Source organism: uncultured Photobacterium sp. (assembly GCF_947502415.1).
GTDB lineage: Bacteria > Pseudomonadota > Gammaproteobacteria > Enterobacterales > Vibrionaceae > Photobacterium.
Window position 1 is genome coordinate 43471 of the sequence record NZ_CANMZV010000007.1, and the last position, 23597, is coordinate 67067.

Sequence of the window (23597 nt, forward strand, 5' to 3'; positions counted from 1 at the left end):
AGTTCAGGAAATGGCCAAGTTTATATTTAACGAACCAAGCCATTGATTTTAAACAGATTAAAACTAAGCGAATTTTTTCCGATACTGGGCTGGCGGCATACCATAGAAACGGGAAAAGGCCTGAGTAAAACTACTCTGGCTGGCAAACCCAGCACTTTGCGCCACTTGAGCAAGACTAAGCTGACTATTGCCAATTAATTGTTTGGCCATCTCTAAACGCTTTTTTAAAACATATTGATGTGGCGTGACACCTGTCTGTTCTTTGAACAGATAATGGAACTGACTTTCGCCTAAAAATACCAGTCCAGCCAACTGTGTTACGGAAATTTTGCGAGTAAGATGCTGAATTATGTACTGATCGATAATATCCATATTCAAACGAAGGGCCTGACGCTCACCATTTAATGGCTTGAAATGACGCTGAAGAACACACATCAAAGTATCAGTACAAGCCTTACTTAGCAGCAAATCATCCGGGTGAGCTGCCATCTCAGCCGTCAGAGCCTGGATCAGGTTCTGCGCCTGATTATCCAAATGAAAATAACTCGACTGATCAAATAGCTGTTCCTTTCTCTCCAGTGAATACGAAGGCTGAACCTGATCAACCGGCACGTTCAATACCAGGATTTCGTTTTTACCGATCCCGGAAAATGCATGCTCTGAATCTGCAGTAACCAAACATCCCTGACCAGGGCCAACCAGATTACCGCAACCTTCAATATCAAACTCTGTTTGCCCAGACAGCCCTATCACCACTTGGTTATAACCATGGTTATGGTGATCCATCAGCTCTGGTAACTTAACGATTTCTGAAGGCTTAAATTTGGATAGATTTAGCTTTTCATTCATGCCGCATCTAGGGAGTATAAATAGTTCTCAATCATATATGGAGGATACCACATCTGTTGGTATAGGGGGGATCGGTTCTCTCTTGATTATAGCAATAAATTATCAATGACTTGCCCTATTCGTCCAGTCACCTGGATAATGCAATTAAAGCTCTTCGAACAATGCTGTCACAGCTTGGTGCACAATGGAAAGATGATCAAGAACTCCATTTTTACGGCGAATGTCATTTCAATTTTCAAATGGCATATAAATACCCTGAAAGATGAAACATTTATCCGATATTGAAAGCAAGAACACATTAATGTGCTCACACGGTATTAAAATTGATAAATAAATTAAAATGATTATATTCAGTTAGATAGAACGAAATCACACTTGATCATGCCTGCAGAAAATCACGCCTTTACTCATAAGCAATCCGCAGAAGCATGATCATGGCGCCTCTTAGCCTTGATCATCTTTCCTTAAACGGAAAGATCAATAACAGGATCATGCTTGATCATCGTTCCAATTGAAATGACACTCCCCGTTAATTCGTCTTACTTGATCATCGTTCCGATTAGATCCAATAGTCAAAAACTGACCATAACGTCAAGACATATGGTTAATTTTCAATTAATTACTTAAATAAACACCATTCTGTCAGGCGCCACCTCCAATCCTTCGTCTTTTGTGTTACAAATAAAACGCACAATTAGGATAGGGATCATGCACGAATTTTTTACTCAGCTTCATTACTCATTCTCAATTACCGGCCCGATTTTTATCATGTTGGGTCTTGGCATAGCCCTAAGGCGCAACGGAATAATCGAGGACAAGTTCATCGAGACCGGCTCAAAACTGGTATTTACCGTTACGCTGCCTGCTTTGCTCTTCCTCAGCATCGTAAAAGCCGATCTCCAGCAAGTCGCTAACCTCAACCTATTGATATTCGCAGTCATTGCCAATTTCACGGTTTATCTTATCTTTGAAGGACTAGCCCAATGGCTAGTTAAAGATAAAAGCGAAACTGGTGTTATTGTCCAAGGGGCTTTTCGCGCCAATACCGGGATCATTGGACTAGCCTATGTTTCAAACGCTTTTGGTAATAATGGTCTCGCTGCTGGATCCATTTATGTAGCAATACTGACTATTCTCTACAATATTCTTGCTGTGATCACCCTTACCCGCTCCTCATCGGGCAGGAAGGCAATCGGCGCTGGCTATTTGCTACGCTCAATCGCCAAAAACCCACTGATCATAAGTACCTGCACCGCCATTCCATTCTCACTGTTACAAATTGAAATCCCTGAAGTACTGCTGCAATCCGGCAGCTATTTTGCTGACATGACACTACCGCTAGCCCTGCTATGTACCGGTGCAAGCCTGGATCTGAAGCAACTACAGCAGGACTCCTCCGGCGCCAACTACTCAACATGCGGTCGCTTGATCATCGCTCCGGTATTGATCACGGTTGCGGGCTATTGGTTAGGGTTTCGGGATCTGGAACTCGGGATCATTTTTCTGATGAGCGCCGCACCAACAGCCGCAGCAAGCTATGTAATGGCACGTTCCATGGGTGGCAACGCCAAACTTGCAGCTAACGTGATCGCAATGACAACGTTGGGGTCTTTGTTTACTTGCAGCTTTGGCCTCACAATTTTGACAACCAGCGGCTTGATCCACTAAGCGGTCAAAAAATAATCGTCGACAAATTATTTGAGAATCATTATCATTGCCATTAACTGATAATGATTCTCACTTGTATTAAATGTTTTGTCGGAGTCCATTATGGCATCACTGCAAAAAGCCGTTAACCAGCAACTGCAAGGTCAGCAATGGCGCCTTGCAAATAAACGTTTGATTTTACCTATTGCTCTTCTTGCTCTCTTGGTGACACCGAGTACCATGGAGCTGACTGTTTCCGTCTTATCTGATGCATTCTGGCAAGTTGCCAGCTATGTCGCCGCAACCCTTGCGCTATACCACCTAATTGCCTCTAAGCTCAACCAGAACAGTAACCTCAGCAATGTGCTGGCAAACAGCTCACGCTACCAGGTGATATTTGCATCTTTTATGGGGGCACTACCTGGCTGTGGAGGCGCTATTGTCGTCATCACTCAGTATGTCAGCGGTAAACTGAGCTTCGGTGCTGTTGTAGCGGTACTAACTGCAACCATGGGCGATGCTGCCTTTCTGCTGCTTGCTGCCAAGCCCGAAATTGGGTTAGCGATGATCGCCATCGGGTTTGTTGTCGGTTTAGTCTCAGGTTGGATCGTTGATGCATTCCATGGCCAAGACTTCATGCGTCCAGTTCAACCACAAGAAACCCAATCAAAACCTGTAGAGGATCACGGCAAACAGCCTGCTCTCAGAATGCAGGGAGTATTCTGGAAATGGGCGCTAATACCAGCCAGCATCATCGCCATCATGGGATCTCTGCAAATCGATATTGACCACATATTCCACCTCAATGCCGGTACAATCAGCTATATCGGAGCGGGGGCAGCCATGCTGGCAATGCTGCTTTGGGCAACAAGCCGCGACGTAACGGATTACCAATCGGCCGTAGCGGAAGATCCTAAAAGTACAACCAGCAACCTGTTCCAGCGTGTAGCACAAGATACCAATTTTGTTACCAGCTGGGTAATCGGTGCTTTCCTGATTTTTGAGCTAACCATTTTCTGGACAGGCCTTGATCCCAAAGCAGTTTTCTCTAACTGGGCAATAATGCTTCCTTTAATGGGGGTTCTCATTGGACTATTACCCGGATGCGGTCCACAAATTCTGGTAACCAGTTTATATATCAGCGGAGCAGTACCACTGTCTGCACAGTTAGGTAATGCGATCAGCAACGACGGAGATGCACTGTTTCCGGCTATTGCCCTGGCGCCTAAAGCAGCGTTGATGGCAACGATCTACTCCACCTTACCTGCACTCATTGCCGCCTATAGCTACTACTGGATGTTTGAATAATCAAGCATCATTCAAGCATAGATAAAAAGGAGCGTGACGCTCCTTTTCTGTTTTATATCAATAACATGCATACAGTTGACTTGCATATACCACACCCGAACACAAAAACCCGAACACAAGACACCCCCATTTGTCAATAGGTGATTTCCCCCCTTATTTATCATCCCCCAGTCGGTTATAGTTTCTCTCGTAGACAGGGAACGCACTACACTGTTTTCTGTCTACAGTATCCAGCATTGGATACATGCCAATGAAGTTTTCTTTGATATACACCCTCATATTAAAGAGATGAACTTAATTGGATACCTCTTCTACACGTCGTACAGGATTGTGCTCTTCGGAGTCAAACTCTTGTCTTTGCCGGTCTCTTTAGACCGGCTTTTTTTTATTTCAACGCAAATATGTCCAATAAACCGTCACCCAACGGTTGTAACATTTCCTCTTTCAATTACACTTTGTACAGTTAACTGAACCCAGCCCATTTCATCAGGCACACAGAGTGAAATATAAAGTCGATCCATCGTTACTCCATATTTTTAATCAACTTCCAGGTTGTTGGGGGTGCAAAGACAAGGATTCCGTTTTTGTTTACGCTAACGCCGAATATGGAAATATTATTGGCGTTAATCACCATCTTGATTGTATTGGCCGTACTGATTTTGATATGCCAAGTCCAACGGTAGAGTGTGCCAATTCTTTCCGCGAACAGGATAATCTTGTAATTAACTCCGGACATAGGATGCGAATTCTTGATATTCACCCCTATTCCGATGGCAGCTGGCGTGCACATTTATTCACTAAGACACCATGGAAAAATGAGCAGGATGATATCGTGGGTACGATATTTTCTGGCGTAGAATTAAAAGATACCGCTATTCTGGAGGTGGGGCATTGGATATGCCGTGCGGCAGGGTTAGACCGAAAAGAACAAGCCTCCTTTAACCTGGATTTACATAACCAACCAGTTAAATTGAACACACGAGAATCAGAAGTACTCTTCTTGCTTCTCTATGGTAAAAAACCACAATATATTGCCAAAGTACTTAAGGTCTCAGTCAAAACTGTCGAAAACTACGTCTTGCGCCTACGTGAAAAGTTTAACGCCAACTCAAAAAGTGAGCTATTGGACCTAGCGCTAGACCTCGGCTTTGGCTCGCATATTCCAGAGAGTATGCTCAAACGCCAACTATCGGTAATTCTTAAAGAATAGTGAATTCACAACTAAACTCAGGTGTTTTGTGAAGTCTTAGTTTGAACTTTTGCAAAATAAAGTCTGTTTCCAGATCAAAAATTCAGCACACACTGGCGACTACAATATCGCCAGTTTTTATTTACCTACATTATTATTTTTATATTTATTTAACTGGAAACAGGTATGAAACAATTCACTATCACTTACGTTGTACATCCGCATTTTAATATTCCGTTCAAATATGAAATAGCGGCTGAAAATGAAATCGAATCAATTCAATCAGCAGAAAAAGCACTTAACGTTCGCCATCCAGAAGGGGTGAGCATAGTAACAAGTAACCAGCATTAATAACCGCCAAAATTATTCCCTCATTAACGAGGTTGATTGCTATCACTCTTATCAATATCTCGTTGAAATAAAAAGTGTAGCCCGTAAGCTACACTTTTTATTAATAAGTTACTGACAGCTATACGCTGCCAATTTTTTAAGGGGCAAGACGCTCTACATCCCAGCTTTCACCATCTTGGCTATACAGGAATCGATCATGCAGGCGATTGGCTCCCCCCTGCCAAAACTCAATAGAGTTCACCTTCACCCGGTAGCCCCCCCAAAAGGTCGGAACCGGCACTTCACCGTTAGCGAATTTTTGTTTCAATTCCATAAATTTACCTTCCAATACCTGGCGGGCAGACAATCGGCTACTCTGCTTACTGGCCCAGGCCGCAATCTGACTCTCTTTTGGACGAGAAGTAAAATACTTCATCACTTCCAGGTTAGAGAGCTTTTCAGCCTGGCCGGTAATATGTACCTGACGCTCAATACCATGCCAAGGGAAGTGCAGACTGATTTTGGCGTTATTACTTAAGTGCAACGCCTTTCTGCTTCCCAGATTGGTATAAAAGACAAAACCTTCTTTATCGAAATGCTTCAGCAGGACGATTCGCTGATATGGCTGACCATTTTCATCAACCGTCGCGACAGTCATCGCAGTCGGGTCAGTAAGCTTAGCCTCAACCGCTTGCTTTAACCATTTGTCGAATAAGCTAAGCGGCTCATCTGGCAAATCATTACGTCGTAAACCACCTCGCGTATACTCGCGACGAATATCAGACAATTCCATGTTAACTCCGCTTATTTGTCATTCTGAGGAAATTGTGCGCCTAGCTTACATGAAAAACAAGTTTACCCTCACGTTATAGGCTCATTTCGTACCACTTATTCCTTAAAAATTAAAGACATTTCATCTGTGCTACCCAGTTCGTATTTTCCTAAGCTGAAGTCTGCTATACAAGCTAATAAAATTTAGCCATTCAAAGCCGCTATGCCATAGAAACAAACTGGAGAAATACACTCGCGTGAATTCAACAAATAAAAACATTACAGCGTAACGTTTCACCCAAATATTCATCCGTCAGTCAAAATTCCGACTGATAAGATTCTGATGGTTTGGGTAATACTTCATACAAGACCTGTTTCGGAACCAGCACGTGCGAAAAAATAAATGCCTCGGCATCATCGTTGTTATCGGCCTCATTCTCAATATCCTGATCGCACGCTTAACCTACCAACAGGTAAAACATCACCTGACGGAAAAACTAACCTTCGATGTCGGCCAGGTCGGACAAAAGCTTGATGCCCAATTAAGCCGGTACAGCAAATTACCAGAAGTACTCGCCAACGATCCCCGCTTACTGCGCCCCCTCATTTATGCCAGCGAAAACTCAGAAGACACCAGTCGACTACTTCAACAATGGGCGCAGACGCTCGGAGCCGATAGCATCTACTTGATCGACAACCAAGGCACGACATTGGCCGCCAGTAACTGGCAACAACCTAACAGTTTCGTCGGGCAGAACTATGCCTACCGACCTTATTTTCAGGAAGCCATCGCTGGGCGGCCAGGCCAATACTTTGCTCTGGGGGCAAGTTCCGACAAACGTGGCTATTACTTCTCGGCACCTATCTACACACAACAGCAAAGCGCTGGGGTTATTACTATCAAGGTTGATTTATCCCTGATTGAAGATATTTGGCAATATGAGGAAATCGAATATGCCATTGCTGACCGCGTTGGTGTCGTTATCTACAGTTCCGAAAACAGCTGGCTATACCGCTCGCTGATCCCACTTGATAATGAACTGAAGCAGCAGATCCGTACTTCTCGCCAATACGGTCAGGCTCCACTTGAACCACTGACCCAATACAGCCAGCTCGAAAATTTCAACCGGCAGGAAATCAGTGACATCAAACGCCCAGGACAAGGGCAAACAGAATCCTTTGTGGTTGCCGGACATGATATGGCTCAGGCAGGCTGGTCGATATACGGCTTCAGCCCAATTAAATCCGCCTATCAATATGTCGGTCAAGTCGTACTCATGTTCTCAGTCTTTTATGCATTACTGTGCCTTGCCACCACATCTTGGTGGCAAACGCTTCGCGCTCAGCAAGCACTGGCTCAGCTCAATAACAAACTTGAACAACTGGTTGTCAAACGAACTAACAACCTGCTGGAAACCAACCAACGCCTACGCAAGACCATTGAGCAATACGAACGCAGCCAGGCCGAGCTTAAACAAACCCAAAGTGAGCTGGTACAGGCTGCAAAACTGGCGATGCTGGGCGAACTATCGGCCAGTATCAACCACGAAATAAACCAACCATTGGCTGCAATGCGCACCTATGCCGAGAACTCGCGCAAGCTATTACTGAAAGAACGCTATAACTCAGTGGCTGATAACATCGAAGAGATCATTAAGCTTAACCAGATGGTGGCAGACATTATTGCCCGATTTAAGGTTTTTGCCCGTAAAACTAACGACAATCATAAGCGAACAGTTGCTGCCGATTCTATCCGCGCTGCAATCGGGCTGCTTAAAAACCGCCTGATCAAACAAGGTGTTATCCTAAGAATGGACGAGTTACCTGCTGATATCGTGATCAATGCCGATGCAGTGCAACTTGAGCAAGTCATTATCAATCTGCTCCACAATGCCATTCAGGCGTTAGCAACAGCCCATCAGCCACAAATCGGTATTCATCTTGAAGCAAGGGAATACCGGGTCGAAATCCGGATCTGGGATAACGGCCCTGGCCTCGATGATGATCAGAAAAAACGCATCTTCACCCCGTTTTTTACGACCAAAAGTGATGGCCTGGGATTAGGGCTGACTATTTCTCGCCGGATCATTGACTCCTTCTCCGGTACCCTGACCGTTACCGATCATTCTGGTGGCGGCGCTGAGTTTATCATTACGCTTCCCCGCGGCACTAAGGACACTGAATGAACAAGCATGTTATTTTTATAGACGATGAAAAACCTATCCGTGACGCACTGGGACAATCCCTTGAACTCGAGGATTATAATGTCACGCTATATGCGTCCGCCAGGCCTGCTCTGGAAAAGCTCGACAGCCATTTCCCTGGCGTCATTATTACAGATATCAACATGCCGGGTATCGACGGAATAGCCTTTCTGAAGCAGGCTCTGGCGATAGATCCCGAATTATCAATAATAATGCTAACCGGCCACGGTGATATATCTACTGCAGTCGATGCGATGCGCCTTGGAGCCTATGACTTTTTAGAAAAGCCCTTTTCAACCGACAACCTGCTTGATGTGGTAAAACGGGCAGCCGACAAACGAGAACTGGTACTTGAAAACCGTAATCTGCGCCGTGAACTTGAAGCCCAAAGTGGCCCTGGCCCCCGCATTCTCGGTAACACGGCGCAAATAAAGCAGCTACGACGAATCCTGTCACATATCAAAGACACTCCGGCTGATGTCATGATCCACGGTGAAACAGGTACAGGCAAAGAGCTGGTCGCCCGCTTTCTTCATGATCACAGCATCCGTCAGGACCACCCTTTTGTCGCAATCAACTGCGGGGCCATTCCTGAAACCATGATTGAGAGCGAACTATTTGGCTACGAACCCGGTGCGTTTACTGGGGCGCAAAAAAAACGCATAGGTAAAATTGTCCATGCTAACGGCGGTACCCTGTTCCTTGATGAAATAGAGTCCATGCCGATGACTCTGCAAATTAAATTGCTACGGGTTCTTGAAGAACGCACCGTCGAGCCCCTAGGTACAAATAAAGCTGTCCCGCTTGATATACGCATTATTGCGGCAACCAAATCTGATTTAAAACAAATGAGCGACAAAGGTATATTCCGCCAAGACCTTTACTACCGACTCAATGTTGTTAGTGTCGATATCCCGCCACTGCGTGATCGCAGAGACGATATTCCGATGCTGTTTCAAAATTTCACCCGCTCAGCTTCTACTCGTTATGGTATCGAGCCACCAACCATCAGCCGCGAACAGCAACAGAGATTACTTGAACATGACTGGCCGGGGAATGTCCGGGAGCTGCGTAATCTCGCCGAGCGACTGGTCCTAATGGGGGATTCCTCCACACTAGAAACCACCAACCAGTTTAGTGAAGAGCCACTGACTCATACCCTGTCCGAGCGAATAAACCAATTTGAGTTTACTCTGCTCAGCGACGCACTAAAACGCCATAATGGTCGGCTCAAAGAAGTCCAGCTCGAACTAGGGCTCGCTCGTAAAACGCTCTATGACAAAATGAAAAAGCACAATATCGACAAGGACGACTTTAAAATTTCAAACTAGTTCTATTGCCATCAAACGATGAACAGGGTCAGCATTACGCTAGCAACTGTTCATCGTTTCCACTTGCCATCCCTTCGTCGCCACCATCATTCGAACTCCAGCAGCCTATTGATTGAAAGCTCTCGACAAGAAAATGTAACGGCTCATTAATTTTCAACCGATATTCGAACCATCTTCCGGAAGCATTATTCCAATCAAATTCAAAACCAGTGATTGGGATAACTTTTGCTAAATTAATTCAGTTAATTAAACACTTTATTATTGTTTTACATAACAGTAATTAGTGACACAGCTATCACTGACTTGCAAAGCACTGGTAGCTGTTTTTAATCCTATCAGCAACAGAACATAACCAAACAATAGAACAGTAAAAACTAGCTGTGCTAACTCTTCACAATTTTAAATGACTATAGCTAGAGTAACGTCTATGACCCTATATCGACAGTTAACCACATGGCTCCTGGCACTATTCACGCTGCTAGTGTTGGCAGTAAGCGTAATTCACTTCATGTCACGACAGTCACAATTACAGCAGCATTATCGACACCAGTCTAACAGCAACCTCCTGATCGCTGAGGTTGCCATTCGCCCTCACCTGACCACATTCAATCAACAAAACATAACACCACTGCTTGAAGAACTGATGGCTAGGCAAAACTGGAAAGCCATTAAGCTAACTAAGCTGACATCCGGCCAAACATTCAAAAAACAGAACCAGACTCAAATTGAAGGAGTCCCGATGTGGTTTACTAAACTAGGTCTGTTTGAGCAACGAACCATCACATGTCGACTCGATGTGCAGCACAGCTCTGTAGCCGAACTGTCTATTACTACTCGTCCAGTTGAAGCTTACCAACAGCTCTGGCAATCAACGCTCAGTTTCCTAAGCTTGGCTTTTATAACTCTATTGATTGGCTGTATTGGCAGCCTTTACCTGCTCAAACACTCGCTAAAACCACTTACATATATTGTCAGGCGAGCAAAAGAAATCAGCAACAATCAATTCGGTCACCCAATCCCCTTACCTGTAGCAAAAGATCTCAAAGCCATCGTTAAGCTCATTAACCACTTAACAAGCCAGCTCGACATTAACTTTAAAGCGCAGGCAAAAGAGGCGGTCAAATTAAGAGAGCAGGCTTACCGTGATCCGGTCTCAAAGTTGGGCAACCGAAATTTCTTTATCAACCAGCTCAATTCCTGGCTAACAAATTCTTGTGCTGGCGGGATGGCATTGTTAAAGGCTTCCTTAATCGATGACTGCTACCGCCATCTCGGATTCCAGGAAGGCGATAAGCTGGTAAAAGAACTAGCGGAACAATTAAATGAAGTGATTATCCATAGTGATGTCAGCCTGGCTCGCCTCTCCTTTGACGAGTTTGCCCTCCTAGTTCCTAATATCAGCGAGGAAAAATTGAAGTTAGTTGGTGAAAGCATGCTTTCGGTTATAGATCATACTCATAAAACCTACCTACCCAAACAACATCTTAACTATCAAGTCGGCTTAGTCATGAACAGCCAGCCGTCCAGTTCAAGTACATTATTGACTCAGCTCGACAACGCGCTTTCCCAAGCAGCACTCACACCACAGAGCCCAATCGCGCTTATCGATGATAAGGCGCCTCATACCACCTTAGGTAAGCAACAATGGAAGACACTATTGCAAGATGCAATCGACAATGATTACTTTATTTATCAATACCAGCCAGTTTCGCTTAAAACCAATAGCATTTATCAATATGAAGTATTCACTTCAATCAAAAAGAATAATGACCTCTACACTGCCAGTCAGTTTCTGGGCGCAATTGAAGATCTAGAGGTAGGTAGTTTATTCGACCGCCATGTGATCGCTCAGCTGGTAAACCGTTTAAATGCCAATCCGCAACTCGGCCCATTGGCCATCAACATTACCAACAGTAGCATTTACGATCCGGCTTTCATCCGTTGGCTCAGTCAAATTATGGAGAAAAATCAACCTCTCTCATCGCGGCTCTTCTTTGAGTTACCTGAAGCAAGCTTTATCCGTCACCCAGATTCAACCGGGCTGCTCTGTTCCGCCATCCGTTTTTATAAATTTAAATTTGGTGTTGACCACTATGGCAGACACTTCAAGTCACTCGATTATTTAAAAGAATTCCGTCCCGATTATGTCAAAATTGATTTCGTCTATACCCACCAACTTAATGACCAAACTAAATCCAGTGTCCTCTCCTCTATTTCACGTACAGCACACAGTCTCAATATCTTAACCATAGCCACCAGAGTCGAAACCGAAACTCAACTAGAGCGTCTCTCAGAGCTGTTTGTCAGTGGCTTTCAAGGCTTTATCATTGAGTCTCAATACAAACGTCAACAGCAGAACTATCAACCATCAGCCATAGCAGAGCATTAACATCAAAAAAATAGGTTATTTACAGTGTAAATCTGGTTTTAACACCAAATATGGAAAAGGGGAATGATAGACGAGTGAGAGAATAGAACTGAACTTATTCTCTAAGTTCTAAAATTTACAGTGTAAATAGAGCACAATTACAATGAGAACCGTTGTATGGCTCTATCCCTACATAACAAAGTCGATGGGCCATGCTCTTGTTGGATATGTAACCGCTCTCTTTCAATCTGGCAGCTAACACCACTATAAAGGCGATTCACGGCTCTAATCGAAACTTTATCAAGCATCGCCTGATACTCTTGCTTAAGCTTTAAATAAGCAGCCTTCACTTCAGACATCCTTCGCTTATGGACAACTGCCGTCGTCTTAATTTTCCCAATCAATTCTGGAGGCCGTTTTGTTGTGGGGATTTTTAGCAACTTTAACTGCGCCTCTTTGATTTTCTGTAATTGGGCATGTTCAAGTTCCACGTTATGATAAGCGGCATTTAGCTCTTCACGCCAGCTAGTGTAATGAGTAAATGCGACAATCTGTGTCTGAACCCCAGCCAATGCTCCGATGTTCAAAGCTGTGACGCCATATCCAGCTTCGATATGACCACCACTCAGGGTTCCGTGCCGCTGGAACTGATCAATAACACTGACTTGCCCTTGAGTGCGAATGACACAATGCAATGCATGAAGAGAAAAACAGACATCCCCGCCCGCCTCAATTTTGACAAACTGGGCAAATTTACTGGTAATATTTCCGCCAGCTTGGATATAACAGGCTAACTGTTTCCCTTCCTGCTGTCGGCCAATTAAGCCCTTAACAACGGAAATATCCCCCCCGGCACGTAGTTCCGCCAATTCCACAAAACCAGTGACCGTAATATTACCGGTAGCACACACTTTCATTCCAGGAGTAACATCACCGGTAATTAAAATACTGCCATCGAAATTAATATGGCCAGTTGTAACATTGACCCCTTTTAAAGTCAGGGCATCATCCACACTCATTCCATATTGCTGCGCGACAGGCATCCCAGCTTTCGTTGCGATTAATAACTGATTATCTCGCTCACTTACAGCGGTACCATCACCAACGGTAAACTCATAATTGTTACCAGCAATTGCGGCAATTTCCTTACCCAACACATTAAAACCAGGTGTTCCGGGAGTTGCAGGTATCCGGCGCATAATCCCCTGCCCCTCTTTTACTGTGGCCAAATCCCCAAGATCAAGCATATCTACCTTGCCATCATCCGCTTCCTGTGGGCACAAAATTCGATGGCTGGCATCCTCAACTAAAGGCTTAAAGATTGTATCCTTACCGTGCTCAGGCTGACGACCAAATGCAACTGGTATTGTTATTTTTTGTCCTGGGGCAAGCTGACTGGCTCGATGCAATAACTCTTGTAACTGACTTTTTCGGATGCCTTTAACGATTCCGTTTTCTTTAAGGGCATTAATCAGTAAATTTCCGTTCAATAACTCCCCACCATAAGCCCCAATCGCGGTGATTGATGCACACATTAAATCAGGCTCGGTTTTAACCACTAAACTTGCATCGCGCTTTTCGGCAATAACAATATCTTTAGAACTGCTGTCTGAACTACCATCCGCCACTGGCGCATTTGCCAACGCCAATGCAGAATCGATGGCGTTTTCATATAAGAAGAAATCAAGTGCATCCAGCTCAGCAAGCTGAGCGACGATATCATCTCGTGAAAAAAGAACATCAGGATTATCCTGCTTGCACCTCACATCTAACAACACCGCTAGGCCGTCCTGAGCGAGCCTGAGAAGCTTAACCTGTGGCACCATTAATAATCCCTATCCCAAATGCGATACCTTGCAACTTTCAAGGCAAATACGATCCTTTTATGCATCATACCCCAACCTTTAGTCTGGGATGTATTTGCTAAGTCACAGATCCATCAGCAACTCAGTCAAGAAATTTGCAATCTGCAACGATAACGTTATACCGAACAGATTCTCAACATATCAACGAAAGAAGATCAGCCGAAGCCGCATCGTTGAAAAGAGTGCGCAAGAGCGTGTTGTTGCTCGAAGAATTCAACAACCGCAATGAACGAAAGGGTGGTAATTGACACTTGCTTAGTCTCGAATGGGGGCAAACCTACCCATTTGAAGATTTAGCAGTTTATTGAACCGACTTTAAGTCATATATTTCAATGACTTATAACATTATTGGCATTGGTGATATTTGGGCACAAAATTCGCTTATTTATAAAGACCAGCCTCGGACTACAAATTACACATTGCTGTTAGTTCCCCCGATTCAACAGCATGTCTTAGTCCAATCTTGCCCCGAACTTCGGGGCATTTTTTTACTTATTCAAAATCGATAGCTAGCTTCATCAACTGATCGTCTGTAAGCCATGTATTTGAATGAAACTGGTAACAGTAGTGAGTTTTGTCCGAACATTCTCGATCCATCAGCGTTAGATAACCCGCCAAAACATCAAAACTTTGTAACGCAAGTTCATACGAAGCTTTCAGCTCCAGTGGTGATGTCGCTTTCAAATAGATATAGCGCTTATTAAAACGAGACACCGAGACTTTCGCGCCAACTTCGCATGGACTTATATCACAATCAATCGAGCACTTACGAAGGCGGGCAGCCATCCCATCCTTGCCAGGAGAATAATCAATATCACGATGCACACAAGGTGGTACAGGCATCATTAACTTTTTAAGGGCTTTGCTTTGAACTTTCACTAGACTCATGGCACCCCCATAATCAATTAATCCATCATCTATTATAAAAATTTATGACAAATATTTATTACCTAAGTCTATTAACTCTAGACTATTTTTGACAATCAATGCCAAAATTTTTACGTTAATAAATATTAATACAGATACGTATTGTGAATTTTAGAGGAGATAAAAATGAGATTAAGAAGAGGGATAGGTACAGTGTTTATATACGAAGTGATTTACACTGTAAACCGAACGTTCAACTAAAAAGAGATTCGAATTTACAGTGTAAATAAATGAGAAACAGGACGACTTTACAATGCTGAAAATTCTTCAATTGGTTGCTGCCCACGCTCTTCTAGAAAATCAAGAAAACAACGTGGATGGCGAGTCACTACCAGATCTAACGGAAATTGAACTTTCTGCAGAAGTTGATTGACTCGGGTAAAGTTACCGACATCTGGAGCAAAGTGAGCATCGGACCCCGTAGTAATACGCGCCCCACATTCTTTAGCAATCGCTGCAATGTCTTCACAACGACACTCACTTCCCGAACGTGAGCCAGACAGCGACGAATTATTAATTTCAACCAAAACACTGTGTTTTGCCGCTTCGCTGATCACAGCTTCAAAATCAAAGTCAAAGTTGGGATTTCCAAGATGGCCTAACGCATGAACCCGTCCAGAACGAATCACATTAATTAAAGTATCGGTATGGGTTGTTTTTGTTGCTGGCTTATAAACAGGCTCATGGAAGCTGGCGATAACCCAATCAAGTTGCTCGGAGATCCGTGAGTCAATATCAATCTCGCCTTCTGAATTGAGAATGTTCGCTTCGACACCACGTAAAATTCCAACCCCATGAACGAATCGCGGCAATATACGCTGATTAGCAAAATGCCAAAAATGTGGAGCTCCAGGCATCGTTGGCGCGTGATCAGTTACACAAAATAAAGCAAGACCTTTATCCGCAGCCGCCTTGGCATTCTCTAACAGGGTGCTATAAGCATGGCCACTCGAAATAGTGTGGGTGTGGGTATCAATAACAAACGGCATAAACTCTACTCCTAATAATTTAAATTCGACAATCTAGTCACATCACCATACAAACAACACTAATCGGGAAATAGCAATAACTGAGATGCGACCCAATCACGCAACGCTTTCTCGGCCATCTTTTTACTGGCAAAACCGTAATCAACAACAACCTTGTCCCAGCTTTGCCGCTGCATGACTTTTGACACAGCCATTCTGACTACAGGGGCAGATTCCACAAGATATTCGCCGAGCTTATTCTGCAGCCAATATTCAAGGTTTGCCACAACGAGATCATAACCAAGCCCGCCTCTGGCATAGGTCTCTAACTGTTGCAGAATCAGGGGATTTTCATCCGTTAGGCCAGAGTCATGGAACGCCTTAACAAAACAGTGTAATTTCAGAAAAAGTTCGGTATCCAAATCGCTGAATTGCTCTACCCGCTGAGCCTGAAAATTCAGCGCAAATATAACCAGAGCTTGACTAACCCAAATATGAGCCGGACGCGAAAGCGGCAATACCATAAGCAATGAATGCGCACCACTGGCCGCATCCTTCTTTATCCCGAGACGTACAGCTAAGTAACCCGCCTTATGCCAGAAATCAAATAATTCGGATACCAAGCCAAAACTGGTACCAAGATAATCCAGCTGCTGCTCTTCGGCCAAACGTCGACAAAACACCAACAATTCAAGGCCGATCCCCTGTTGCTGCAACTCTGGGTGAACAGCGATCCGCATAATGCGCGCACTACGCTGAACCGCACCTTGCGTTAGGCCGATATGTGCCGCAACAGACTGAGCCAGTAAATGTCCCTTCGGTCTCCGTTTGCCCAGCATGATGTCGTTCGCCATCTCGTCAGAGAAACCGCCCTCAAGGCTAAGCAAACAACAGCCTACAATGACATCATCCAGCTCTGCCACTACCAGTTGGACAGTATTATCGTCCAGTAACTGGACCATATCCGCAGGCGAAGTCTGATAATGAGCATTAATTAACAGTCCGAAGACTTGCGCCAACAAATTCTCATCTTCAACCAGTTCATTACTGGCAACGACTCGGTATTTAATAACGTCATCGCCAGATGCCATATTTGCAAGTGAGGGGTAATCAGCGTCAAGCAGCAATGTCCTGAAAGTCCATTTTTCCAATGGGTCCGGCTCAGCCCAACGAATAGGCTGACAAAGCTGTAGCTGGCGCCATTGTGGTGATACGACATCAAGTTGTTGACGGAATTTAATTGCAAACCCTCTCCCCGTACCTTCATAACCATGAACGGTACTGGCAAATGCAATCCGGTTATAACGGCTCAGCAAACGCGTTAAGATCGGGGCAGGAATAGCAGCTGCTTCATCCACAATAAGAAAATCCAGCGCCACCGCTTCAGCCAATAACAAATCAGGGGCAAAAAACTGAAGCTGACTACCATCATATTCGAGTAATTTCTGTTGGTGATAATCCAACTGTAGCCGACGAGCAACATGCGAAATCAATGTATCAGCATTGGCAAAAGCAGGAGCCGTAACTCCAATACGAATCTTTCGCTCAGTCATCAAACTGGCAGCCGCAATCCCCAGAGCTGTCGACTTCCCGCGTCCGCGATCAGCAGTCAGAACTAAAGGGCGTTTACGATGACCAGTGACAACCCGACGGATAGCAGCAACAGCTTCATGCTGATCTGCGGTTAGGCATCCGAATTCCGAATCCGAATAGGCTTCGCTAACTACCGGCAGTTCCGGCAAAGGTGGCAAAGGTTGCCCCTGACGTACATAAAGCACTTCAGGCAAAGAAAGCAACTTGGTTAAGCGACGGATAGATGGACTCTGGCACTCGTGTTTATTAAACCACTGAGGTGGGAGCAGCATTAACATTCCCCCACCACCAATCACGGTGCCAGACAACGCACCAAGAGCTTCTACATCAAACCCATGATAGGCGTTAAAAATAAGGCAATCACACTCCTGGCCAAGCCATTTCTTGGCCTTTTTTAGCGCAACCGAATTCAATAACTCCGGAGCCAAATCTCCGGCCCAAAGCGGATAGTTATGTAGAGAAGCAAATTGACAGGCAAGCTCACTTCCCCACTCAAATGTCCCCTCAATAGCAACTAAGTAACGGACGTTTGCCTGCTTAGCGCGAATGATCAGCGCAGAGCAGAAATCGGTTAGTTCTGACATTTCAATACTCAACAACTTCTGACACGCCGATCATAGCATGCCACTGTTGCTGAACAGCATAATTTAAGTACTTGAGTCTGTTGTACCAAATACAGGCAGGTATAAAAAAACCACGCCGGTTGGCGTGGTTTCGAGAAGGTAAGTAGCTATTTTAGATAATCTGCCAGATAAGCAAGAATATCGTCGGCCTGACGTTCAGTTAACTTTTTCAGCCTTAACTGCAATTTATCACCGTCACGGGTAAAGCTGGCTTTACCCTTGATCAGCTCCTGCGCTTTTGGTTTTTCAACTTCAACTTTTGGCTGAAGCGCATCACTCATCTGCTCGAGCTGCATGGTAACTTCACGAGTAATGCGGGTGATACCCTGAGCATCAATCTGTTTCCACATCGCCGTCTCACCATCAGTGATTTTACTAACCAACCGCTGTTGCTGTTCGTTATCCAAACCGAAGTACAAACGGTGCAACTTCACGATAGTTGGACGCCCCAATTCACCGACACTTGGGTATGCCATCAGCAGCTCCATTGGTAAGCTCGCCGCTTTCAGCGCGCCGCTCACCAATGCCTCACTGCACTGGCAATATTTTGCCAGCTCTTTCTGATCAGTAACTTTTCCCGACGTCAGCAACAATTGCATCTCTTTACCCCTTTCATACAGAGAAAGCGGCTTATGAGCATTTGCGACATCAGACAGAAATTTTGCATGTTCACCATTGATACCCTTGGCAACATAAACCAGGAAATCTTTATTAGCCAGAATACATGACATACGACGGCGGCTACCGTCCAAGACTTCGATATCACCATCATCAAGCCAACGGCCGACAGCCGGATATTGCTGGCCACGATCTTTAAGTGTGGACAGAATATCAGCCAGAGCATGCTCATTCAGGAACGCTTGCTCACGGGCATTTTCAGCAAAAACGCGGGTTTTATTTTCAACCTCGCCAGCTGCGATCTTAACCAGCTCAAAAGCAACGGTGTCTTCACCGGCCACTGCCAGCTCGATCACGGCCGCTTTATCACGTGCTGCAGTCTGCGCCTCAGTCACATTTGTCGCCCGGCGCTTATCAGCTTTTCCGAACAGACGAGCATTGAGATCTTTGGTTTTGATTGCCATCTGTTATATTACTCCTGATTCAAATTTGCCCAATGGCTGTGCATGACACGCTCAAGTTCCAGTCCGACACGCTGTATTGCTTCCTGGGCTGTAGACAAAGTTTTTTTGCCACCTTCAAATTCTGCCGCAGTCAAATCAAACACCGTACTGTAGGTATCAGCGCAGGTTTCAAAAGCACGGCTTCGCGGTACGGTCGCCATCATAACTTGATCTCGAAGCAGGTAATTCATCTCGGTCAATACCGATACCTGCTTCTTATTATCATCCTCGAACATCGTTGGCATCAAACGAATAAACTCCAGTCCGTGCCACTCCTGCGGGAACATTTCATAAACCGTTGGTAGGTGCTGGAAAAAGTTCACCGTCGATGCCCAGTCCAGGCGCTTGGCCGCACATGGAATGATCAGCGCGTTTGATGCATACATTGCATTCCATACCAGCGGATCGATGTGCGGGCCGGTATCAATCATAATAATGTCGAACTCATCTGCAATCTGATCGATAACGCGTTCTTTCAACAAACGAACGATATCGAGATCCTGATTAACCGCCAAATCCTGCCACGCATCGGCATTGAACATGGCATCTTCCGGGAAAGCAGCAATCGTTTTCAAGTTCGGATATTGGGTTGGCATCACAACGTTGTCCATCATGAAATCTTTATTCATTTCCTGGCCTTCAGGCACGTTACCCAACATAACATCGACCGCAGAATAGATCGTTTCCTGATCACCAACGCTGATTTGCGGGTTAAGGAATAAACGAAGTGACCCCTGCGGGTCAAGGTCGATAAGGCAAATCCGATAACGCTTATCCAAGTCCAGCGCCAGGCATGCTGCCAGGTGGACTGCTGTCATTGATTTACCAGTCCCACCTTTTTGGTTCTGAACATTAACCACCCAAGGATTACGGCCAGCTCCCTCTCGTTCGTAAAAAGCAGGCTTCTTTGCAGCTTCCATCAACTGATGAGCTTCTTCAAGCGTAATAGAGTAGTGGTTTGCATTATTCTTAGTGAACTGATGCCCCTTCGCTTCCATACGAGAAATTGCATCATCAAGTTTGCGACGGGTAAGCCCTGAACGCGTTTCCATTAGCGCTTTTGACATTGGCGGGAAAAGCTCTTCTCGACGCTCTTCCAATACAATTTCGATTCGGTCAGCCTGAACCTGTTTCGTTTGCTCAGCAATGTTGAGCAAATTTTCAATCGTCTGTTCCCTATTCATTATTATTGTTCGCCATCGTTAGTATTTCCCTACATTGTACAGCATATAAGACCACATACAATAAAAAGCTGAACAAACCTGTGTGATATTCATCTCAAGTGAAAATAAGTAAACTAAACAAAAAACATCATATTTTAAGGCAACGATTTATTAATCCTTACGAACATTTGTCCGACCAAATGGATTTAATAAAAATGTTACGACGTCACTATTTTACAATGTAAATTACATATATCACCGGAAGCGTATAAAAAACGCCTAATTTACGGAGAGTGTGATTTCAATTCTCAAGACAACAGCTTCAATCATTAGCTTTAGCTGCAATTTCATATTGAAACGATAAAATTTAAATGAAATCAGCCTGAAAATGAACTTACAACCGAGATTGACATTTGCTGCGTAATCTTTATCCAGTATCACTTGATCATCGTTCCAAGATATATCGACTGATCTGAAACAATGATCAAGGAAACTTATGCTGTAAATCCAAACGTAAAAGAAGAGAGGATCGATAGAAACAATACGGAAAAATGATCAAGTATTAGATCACGGTTTAGTTAATAAGCCGAGCCTCGCCGGAAGCATATAAAAACGATGCTAATTTACGGTGGTTGCAGGTTCTAACTGGCTTTATTCCCTATAAATGGCCAAAACAAGCAACCGAATACGACAAACAGCAATCAAATTGAAATACGGCGTAACCCACTTGATCATGCATCCAGTACCGGACACATGATTAATACGGGATTGATTACGGGCAGTGTGATTTCAATTTCGCTCAATCTATGAGCAATAGACGGAAAAACAGCTGATCAGCAATTGAAATAACACTACTATGATCATTTTTCCGGATGAGAAAACCCAAATAAACACGCGTTAAGCAACAAAGATACGTCAGTTTATGTATAAAGCTGTGGATAACCTGTATTAAGTCCATGATCATTGTTTCAATAGTGCAATGATCATAGTTACGAGCATATGGTGATCATGCTTCCTCAGCACATTTGATCATCGTTTCATGCTCTTTATGATCAACGTTCCGATAATGCGTTGATCATCTTTCCAATAGCCGTAAAATTAAACTGGTATAAAAACAGTTGGTTACGAAGTTTTTGGCGCCCGGATCATAAGATCACTAAATCAATAAGATCAAAATAAACAAAAAGATCAGTAATTAACTTATTAAATAAAAAGAGCTTTATTTCTTGATCTTTTTCTATTAATCTTTCGGAAAAATGATGCTTCTACGGCTAATGACAAATGAAATCCCCCAGCGGCACCGATAATAAAAACAGCGAAAAAATATTGATCCTGGCTCCACGATCCCACAAGGATGGTCATTTATTTGCGATCCCATCAGCTTTGGTTGACTGGTTACCGCAGTACCAACACTTTAAGGGCGTGACTAAAAGTATTGTCGAACTACTGAATCTGATTTCATTGCGTGGCCTGTCAAGCCAAGATGGTATGGTGTCAACTACTGAACTTGTAGAAGCAACGGAAGGTCAATTAACACGTGCTGCAATTCAGCAGCGCTTACGTGCCGCCGTCAATGTCGGTTTATTTAATCAACAGCCTGTCCGCTTTGAAGAAGGCCTGGCAGGCAAAACCATGCTTCATCATTTTGTAAACCCGGCCTTGCTGATTTCACAGCTCGGTACTGGAAGTCTTAATTCGGAACAAAGCAAGGCCAAAGAGAAACAAAAACGTTCAAAGGCATTAGCCCAGAATCACGTCAACCGACGCCTGCTTAATGAATACGGTTTAGGTACTCCACCGACAATGCCGGATGAAGCTGATCAAATTGTGGTATCGCCAACCAGCTGGGCCGGGATCATTGATCAAGCATTAGCGCCGCCGCGAACTAAGAAAAACTACCAAAAATCGATGGTTGCGATTAGTGGTACCAAGGCTATCATTGAAACTCGATCATCAAAGTCGATCATGACGGTTGATGATATGATGACGCTGTTTGCGCTGTTTACGCTAACGGTTCAGTACCATGATCACCATTTGTCGGAATATGAGATCCAAAGCCGGATTATGGGGAACAAAACCCCAATCTATATTACTGACATTCTTGCCCTGCGTGGCAAGAAGGATAGTGGCCCTGCGCGTGATTCGATCCGCGAGAGTATCGACAGGATCGAGTTTACTGATTTTCAGCTGCATGAGCTGACAGGCCGCTGGCTGAGCGAGAATATGCCGGAAGGTTTTAAAAGTGATCGTTTCCGTTTCCTGGCGCGAACGATAACGGCTTCAGAGGAAGCGCCGCAAGAAGGCGATGACGGTGAAATCCGGATCAAGCCAAACCTGTATATCTTGGTTTGGGAACCTTCGTTCTTCGACGAATTGCTGACCCGTGATTATTTCTTCCTGTTTCCGCCGGAAATCCTGCGCCAGCATACCCTCGTATTCCAACTGTATACTTTTTTCCGTAGCCGAATGTCGCGCCGGGTCAATGATTCAATGCTGCTAAGTGAATTGAACCAGAAGCTAGCCCGAAATATTGAATGGCGTCGCTTTTCGACGGATTTGATCCGCGAACTGCGAAAGTTGGCGAAAGACAAGATCAGCGATGAAGTGTTTGCTGTTAATTTGTGGGGCTATCATTTGATGATCACGCCGGAAGATCAGGACAAACGTTATACTGATTATCAAATCGATATTAAGTGTGATGCCGATGAGGTGATCCGTTATTGCCGGGCAAAAACTACTAATGAAGGTAAGCGCTCAATGGCACCAACCATGCCGAACCCGCTTCGCAATGAAATTATGCCTAAGCGCGAGCTTGATCAGCTTTCCGAGATCATCGATGGTGAGTTTGAACCGATCCAGCGCAAAGAAGGCCGCACTCGTGGCCGATTAGGCCGCCGGGTGAAATTGAGAAAGCATCTGGTTGAGATCAATGCCGATGAATTGACGATTACCTTATCTAAATATACCTCACCAGAAGCTCTACAACGCAGTATAACGGCTTTATCGGCAATGACGGGGCATTCTGCGGCCTCAATCACGGAAGAGTGCCACAGCTTACTTGAGAAGCTTGATTGGCTACGTGTTGGTGAAGAGGTTATCACTTACGAAACCTTGAGCAAAACGATTGAGCTTTACAATGGCCAGCAGGATGAAAGCCATCTGTCGATTGAGCGCTTAATTTCAGGTCTTGCCGTGCGTCGTAAGGTATGTAAGCTGGTCATGCAGGGGCATTTCAATGAACAGGTGATGACGGCACTGGAAGATATGGCGCGGGGAATCTAGTTTTAACCTGAAGACATGCCTGAGGTATGGTGATATTTACACTGTAAAGATCACCTCC

16 protein-coding genes are annotated in these 23597 nt (G+C 44.5%); 8 read left to right on the plus strand and 8 right to left on the minus strand.

The window, feature by feature from the left end; all coding sequences use genetic code 11:
* Positions 1 to 63: 63 nt before the first annotated feature.
* Positions 64 to 849, minus strand: a complete 786-nt coding sequence (locus Q0852_RS09360; RefSeq protein ID WP_299017506.1) for an AraC family transcriptional regulator — start codon at positions 847 to 849, stop codon at positions 64 to 66.
* 708 nt (positions 850 to 1557) lie between these two features.
* On the opposite strand from Q0852_RS09360, the gene Q0852_RS09365 reads away from it, so the two are divergent.
* The 4 genes from Q0852_RS09365 (at position 1558) to Q0852_RS09380 (ending at position 5344) form a co-directional block, all read left to right on the plus strand.
* Entirely contained in the window at positions 1558 to 2517 is a 960-nt protein-coding gene (locus tag Q0852_RS09365; RefSeq protein ID WP_299017509.1) for an AEC family transporter, read from the plus strand.
* Between the two features lie 102 nt (positions 2518 to 2619).
* Positions 2620 to 3804 carry a putative manganese transporter gene (locus Q0852_RS09370; protein WP_299017511.1) on the plus strand — a complete coding sequence of 395 codons (1185 nt, stop codon included), beginning with the start codon at positions 2620 to 2622 and terminating at the stop codon, positions 3802 to 3804.
* Between the two features lie 499 nt (positions 3805 to 4303).
* Positions 4304 to 5014, plus strand: coding sequence for a helix-turn-helix transcriptional regulator (locus Q0852_RS09375; protein WP_299017514.1), 711 nt, complete (start codon positions 4304 to 4306; stop codon positions 5012 to 5014).
* 165 nt (positions 5015 to 5179) lie between these two features.
* Positions 5180 to 5344, plus strand: a complete 165-nt coding sequence (locus Q0852_RS09380; RefSeq protein WP_299017516.1) for an addiction module component — start codon at positions 5180 to 5182, stop codon at positions 5342 to 5344.
* Positions 5345 to 5480: 136 nt separating this feature from the next.
* On the opposite strand, the gene pdxH is transcribed toward Q0852_RS09380, so the two are convergent.
* The gene (gene pdxH / locus Q0852_RS09385; RefSeq protein ID WP_299017519.1) at positions 5481 to 6116 is read right to left on the minus strand and encodes a pyridoxamine 5'-phosphate oxidase; all 636 of its coding nucleotides are present in this window, start codon (positions 6114 to 6116) and stop codon (positions 5481 to 5483) included.
* A gap of 367 nt (positions 6117 to 6483) precedes the next feature.
* Here pdxH and Q0852_RS09390 point away from each other — a divergent pair, with 367 nt between their 5' ends.
* The 3 genes from Q0852_RS09390 to Q0852_RS09400 all read left to right on the plus strand — a co-directional run bounded on the left by Q0852_RS09390 (position 6484) and on the right by Q0852_RS09400 (position 12018).
* A complete protein-coding gene (locus Q0852_RS09390) occupies positions 6484 to 8280 on the plus strand; it encodes an ATP-binding protein (protein ID WP_299017522.1) in 1797 nt (598 codons plus the stop codon).
* On the plus strand, positions 8277 to 9629 hold the full coding sequence (locus Q0852_RS09395) for a sigma-54 dependent transcriptional regulator (RefSeq protein WP_299017525.1): 1353 nt from the start codon (positions 8277 to 8279) through the stop codon (positions 9627 to 9629). The genes Q0852_RS09390 and Q0852_RS09395 overlap by 4 nt, the downstream gene beginning before the upstream one ends.
* A 427-nt stretch (positions 9630 to 10056) precedes the next feature.
* The gene (locus tag Q0852_RS09400) at positions 10057 to 12018 is read left to right on the plus strand and encodes an EAL domain-containing protein (RefSeq protein WP_299017527.1); all 1962 of its coding nucleotides are present in this window, start codon (positions 10057 to 10059) and stop codon (positions 12016 to 12018) included.
* A 137-nt stretch (positions 12019 to 12155) separates the two neighbouring features.
* Here the strand turns inward: Q0852_RS09400 and Q0852_RS09405 are convergent, their stop codons facing one another.
* The 6 genes from Q0852_RS09405 to Q0852_RS09430 all read right to left on the minus strand — a co-directional run bounded on the left by Q0852_RS09405 (position 12156) and on the right by Q0852_RS09430 (position 20278).
* The gene (locus Q0852_RS09405; protein ID WP_299017530.1) at positions 12156 to 13823 is read right to left on the minus strand and encodes a DUF342 domain-containing protein; all 1668 of its coding nucleotides are present in this window, start codon (positions 13821 to 13823) and stop codon (positions 12156 to 12158) included.
* 531 nt (positions 13824 to 14354) lie between these two features.
* Entirely contained in the window at positions 14355 to 14750 is a 396-nt protein-coding gene (locus Q0852_RS09410; RefSeq protein ID WP_299017533.1) for a hypothetical protein, read from the minus strand.
* Between the two features lie 287 nt (positions 14751 to 15037).
* Positions 15038 to 15778 carry a phosphatase gene (locus tag Q0852_RS09415; RefSeq protein ID WP_299017536.1) on the minus strand — a complete coding sequence of 247 codons (741 nt, stop codon included), beginning with the start codon at positions 15776 to 15778 and terminating at the stop codon, positions 15038 to 15040.
* Between the two features lie 59 nt (positions 15779 to 15837).
* Complete coding sequence (locus Q0852_RS09420; RefSeq protein WP_299017539.1) at positions 15838 to 17934, minus strand: GNAT family N-acetyltransferase; 2097 nt, start codon at positions 17932 to 17934, stop codon at positions 15838 to 15840.
* 146 nt (positions 17935 to 18080) lie between these two features.
* Positions 18081 to 19055: a ParB/RepB/Spo0J family partition protein gene (locus Q0852_RS09425; protein ID WP_299017545.1), complete on the minus strand. Its 975-nt coding sequence runs from the start codon at positions 19053 to 19055 to the stop codon at positions 18081 to 18083.
* Between the two features lie 8 nt (positions 19056 to 19063).
* A complete protein-coding gene (locus tag Q0852_RS09430; protein ID WP_299017548.1) occupies positions 19064 to 20278 on the minus strand; it encodes an AAA family ATPase in 1215 nt (404 codons plus the stop codon).
* Positions 20279 to 21538: 1260 nt separating this feature from the next.
* On the opposite strand from Q0852_RS09430, the gene Q0852_RS09435 reads away from it, so the two are divergent.
* Complete coding sequence (locus Q0852_RS09435; protein ID WP_299017551.1) at positions 21539 to 23539, plus strand: replication initiator protein RctB domain-containing protein; 2001 nt, start codon at positions 21539 to 21541, stop codon at positions 23537 to 23539.
* Positions 23540 to 23597 lie beyond the last annotated feature (58 nt).

Excerpts from the sequence above, each read along its gene's own strand:
- Q0852_RS09360 (WP_299017506.1), bottom strand. The coding sequence starts at position 849 with ATGAATGAAAAGCTAAATCTATCCAAATTTAAGCCTTCAGAAATCGTT.
- Q0852_RS09365 (WP_299017509.1), top strand. The coding sequence starts at position 1,558 with ATGCACGAATTTTTTACTCAGCTTCATTACTCATTCTCAATTACCGGC.
- Q0852_RS09370 (WP_299017511.1), top strand. The coding sequence starts at position 2,620 with ATGGCATCACTGCAAAAAGCCGTTAACCAGCAACTGCAAGGTCAGCAA.
- Q0852_RS09380 (WP_299017516.1), top strand. The coding sequence starts at position 5,180 with ATGAAACAATTCACTATCACTTACGTTGTACATCCGCATTTTAATATT.
- pdxH (WP_299017519.1), bottom strand. The coding sequence starts at position 6,116 with ATGGAATTGTCTGATATTCGTCGCGAGTATACGCGAGGTGGTTTACGA.
- Q0852_RS09395 (WP_299017525.1), top strand. The coding sequence starts at position 8,277 with ATGAACAAGCATGTTATTTTTATAGACGATGAAAAACCTATCCGTGAC.
- Q0852_RS09400 (WP_299017527.1), top strand. The coding sequence starts at position 10,057 with ATGACCCTATATCGACAGTTAACCACATGGCTCCTGGCACTATTCACG.
- Q0852_RS09405 (WP_299017530.1), bottom strand. The coding sequence starts at position 13,823 with ATGGTGCCACAGGTTAAGCTTCTCAGGCTCGCTCAGGACGGCCTAGCG.
- Q0852_RS09410 (WP_299017533.1), bottom strand. The coding sequence starts at position 14,750 with ATGAGTCTAGTGAAAGTTCAAAGCAAAGCCCTTAAAAAGTTAATGATG.
- Q0852_RS09415 (WP_299017536.1), bottom strand. The coding sequence starts at position 15,778 with ATGCCGTTTGTTATTGATACCCACACCCACACTATTTCGAGTGGCCAT.
- Q0852_RS09420 (WP_299017539.1), bottom strand. The coding sequence starts at position 17,934 with ATGTCAGAACTAACCGATTTCTGCTCTGCGCTGATCATTCGCGCTAAG.
- Q0852_RS09425 (WP_299017545.1), bottom strand. The coding sequence starts at position 19,055 with ATGGCAATCAAAACCAAAGATCTCAATGCTCGTCTGTTCGGAAAAGCT.
- Q0852_RS09430 (WP_299017548.1), bottom strand. The coding sequence starts at position 20,278 with ATGAATAGGGAACAGACGATTGAAAATTTGCTCAACATTGCTGAGCAA.
- Q0852_RS09435 (WP_299017551.1), top strand. The coding sequence starts at position 21,539 with ATGAAATCCCCCAGCGGCACCGATAATAAAAACAGCGAAAAAATATTG.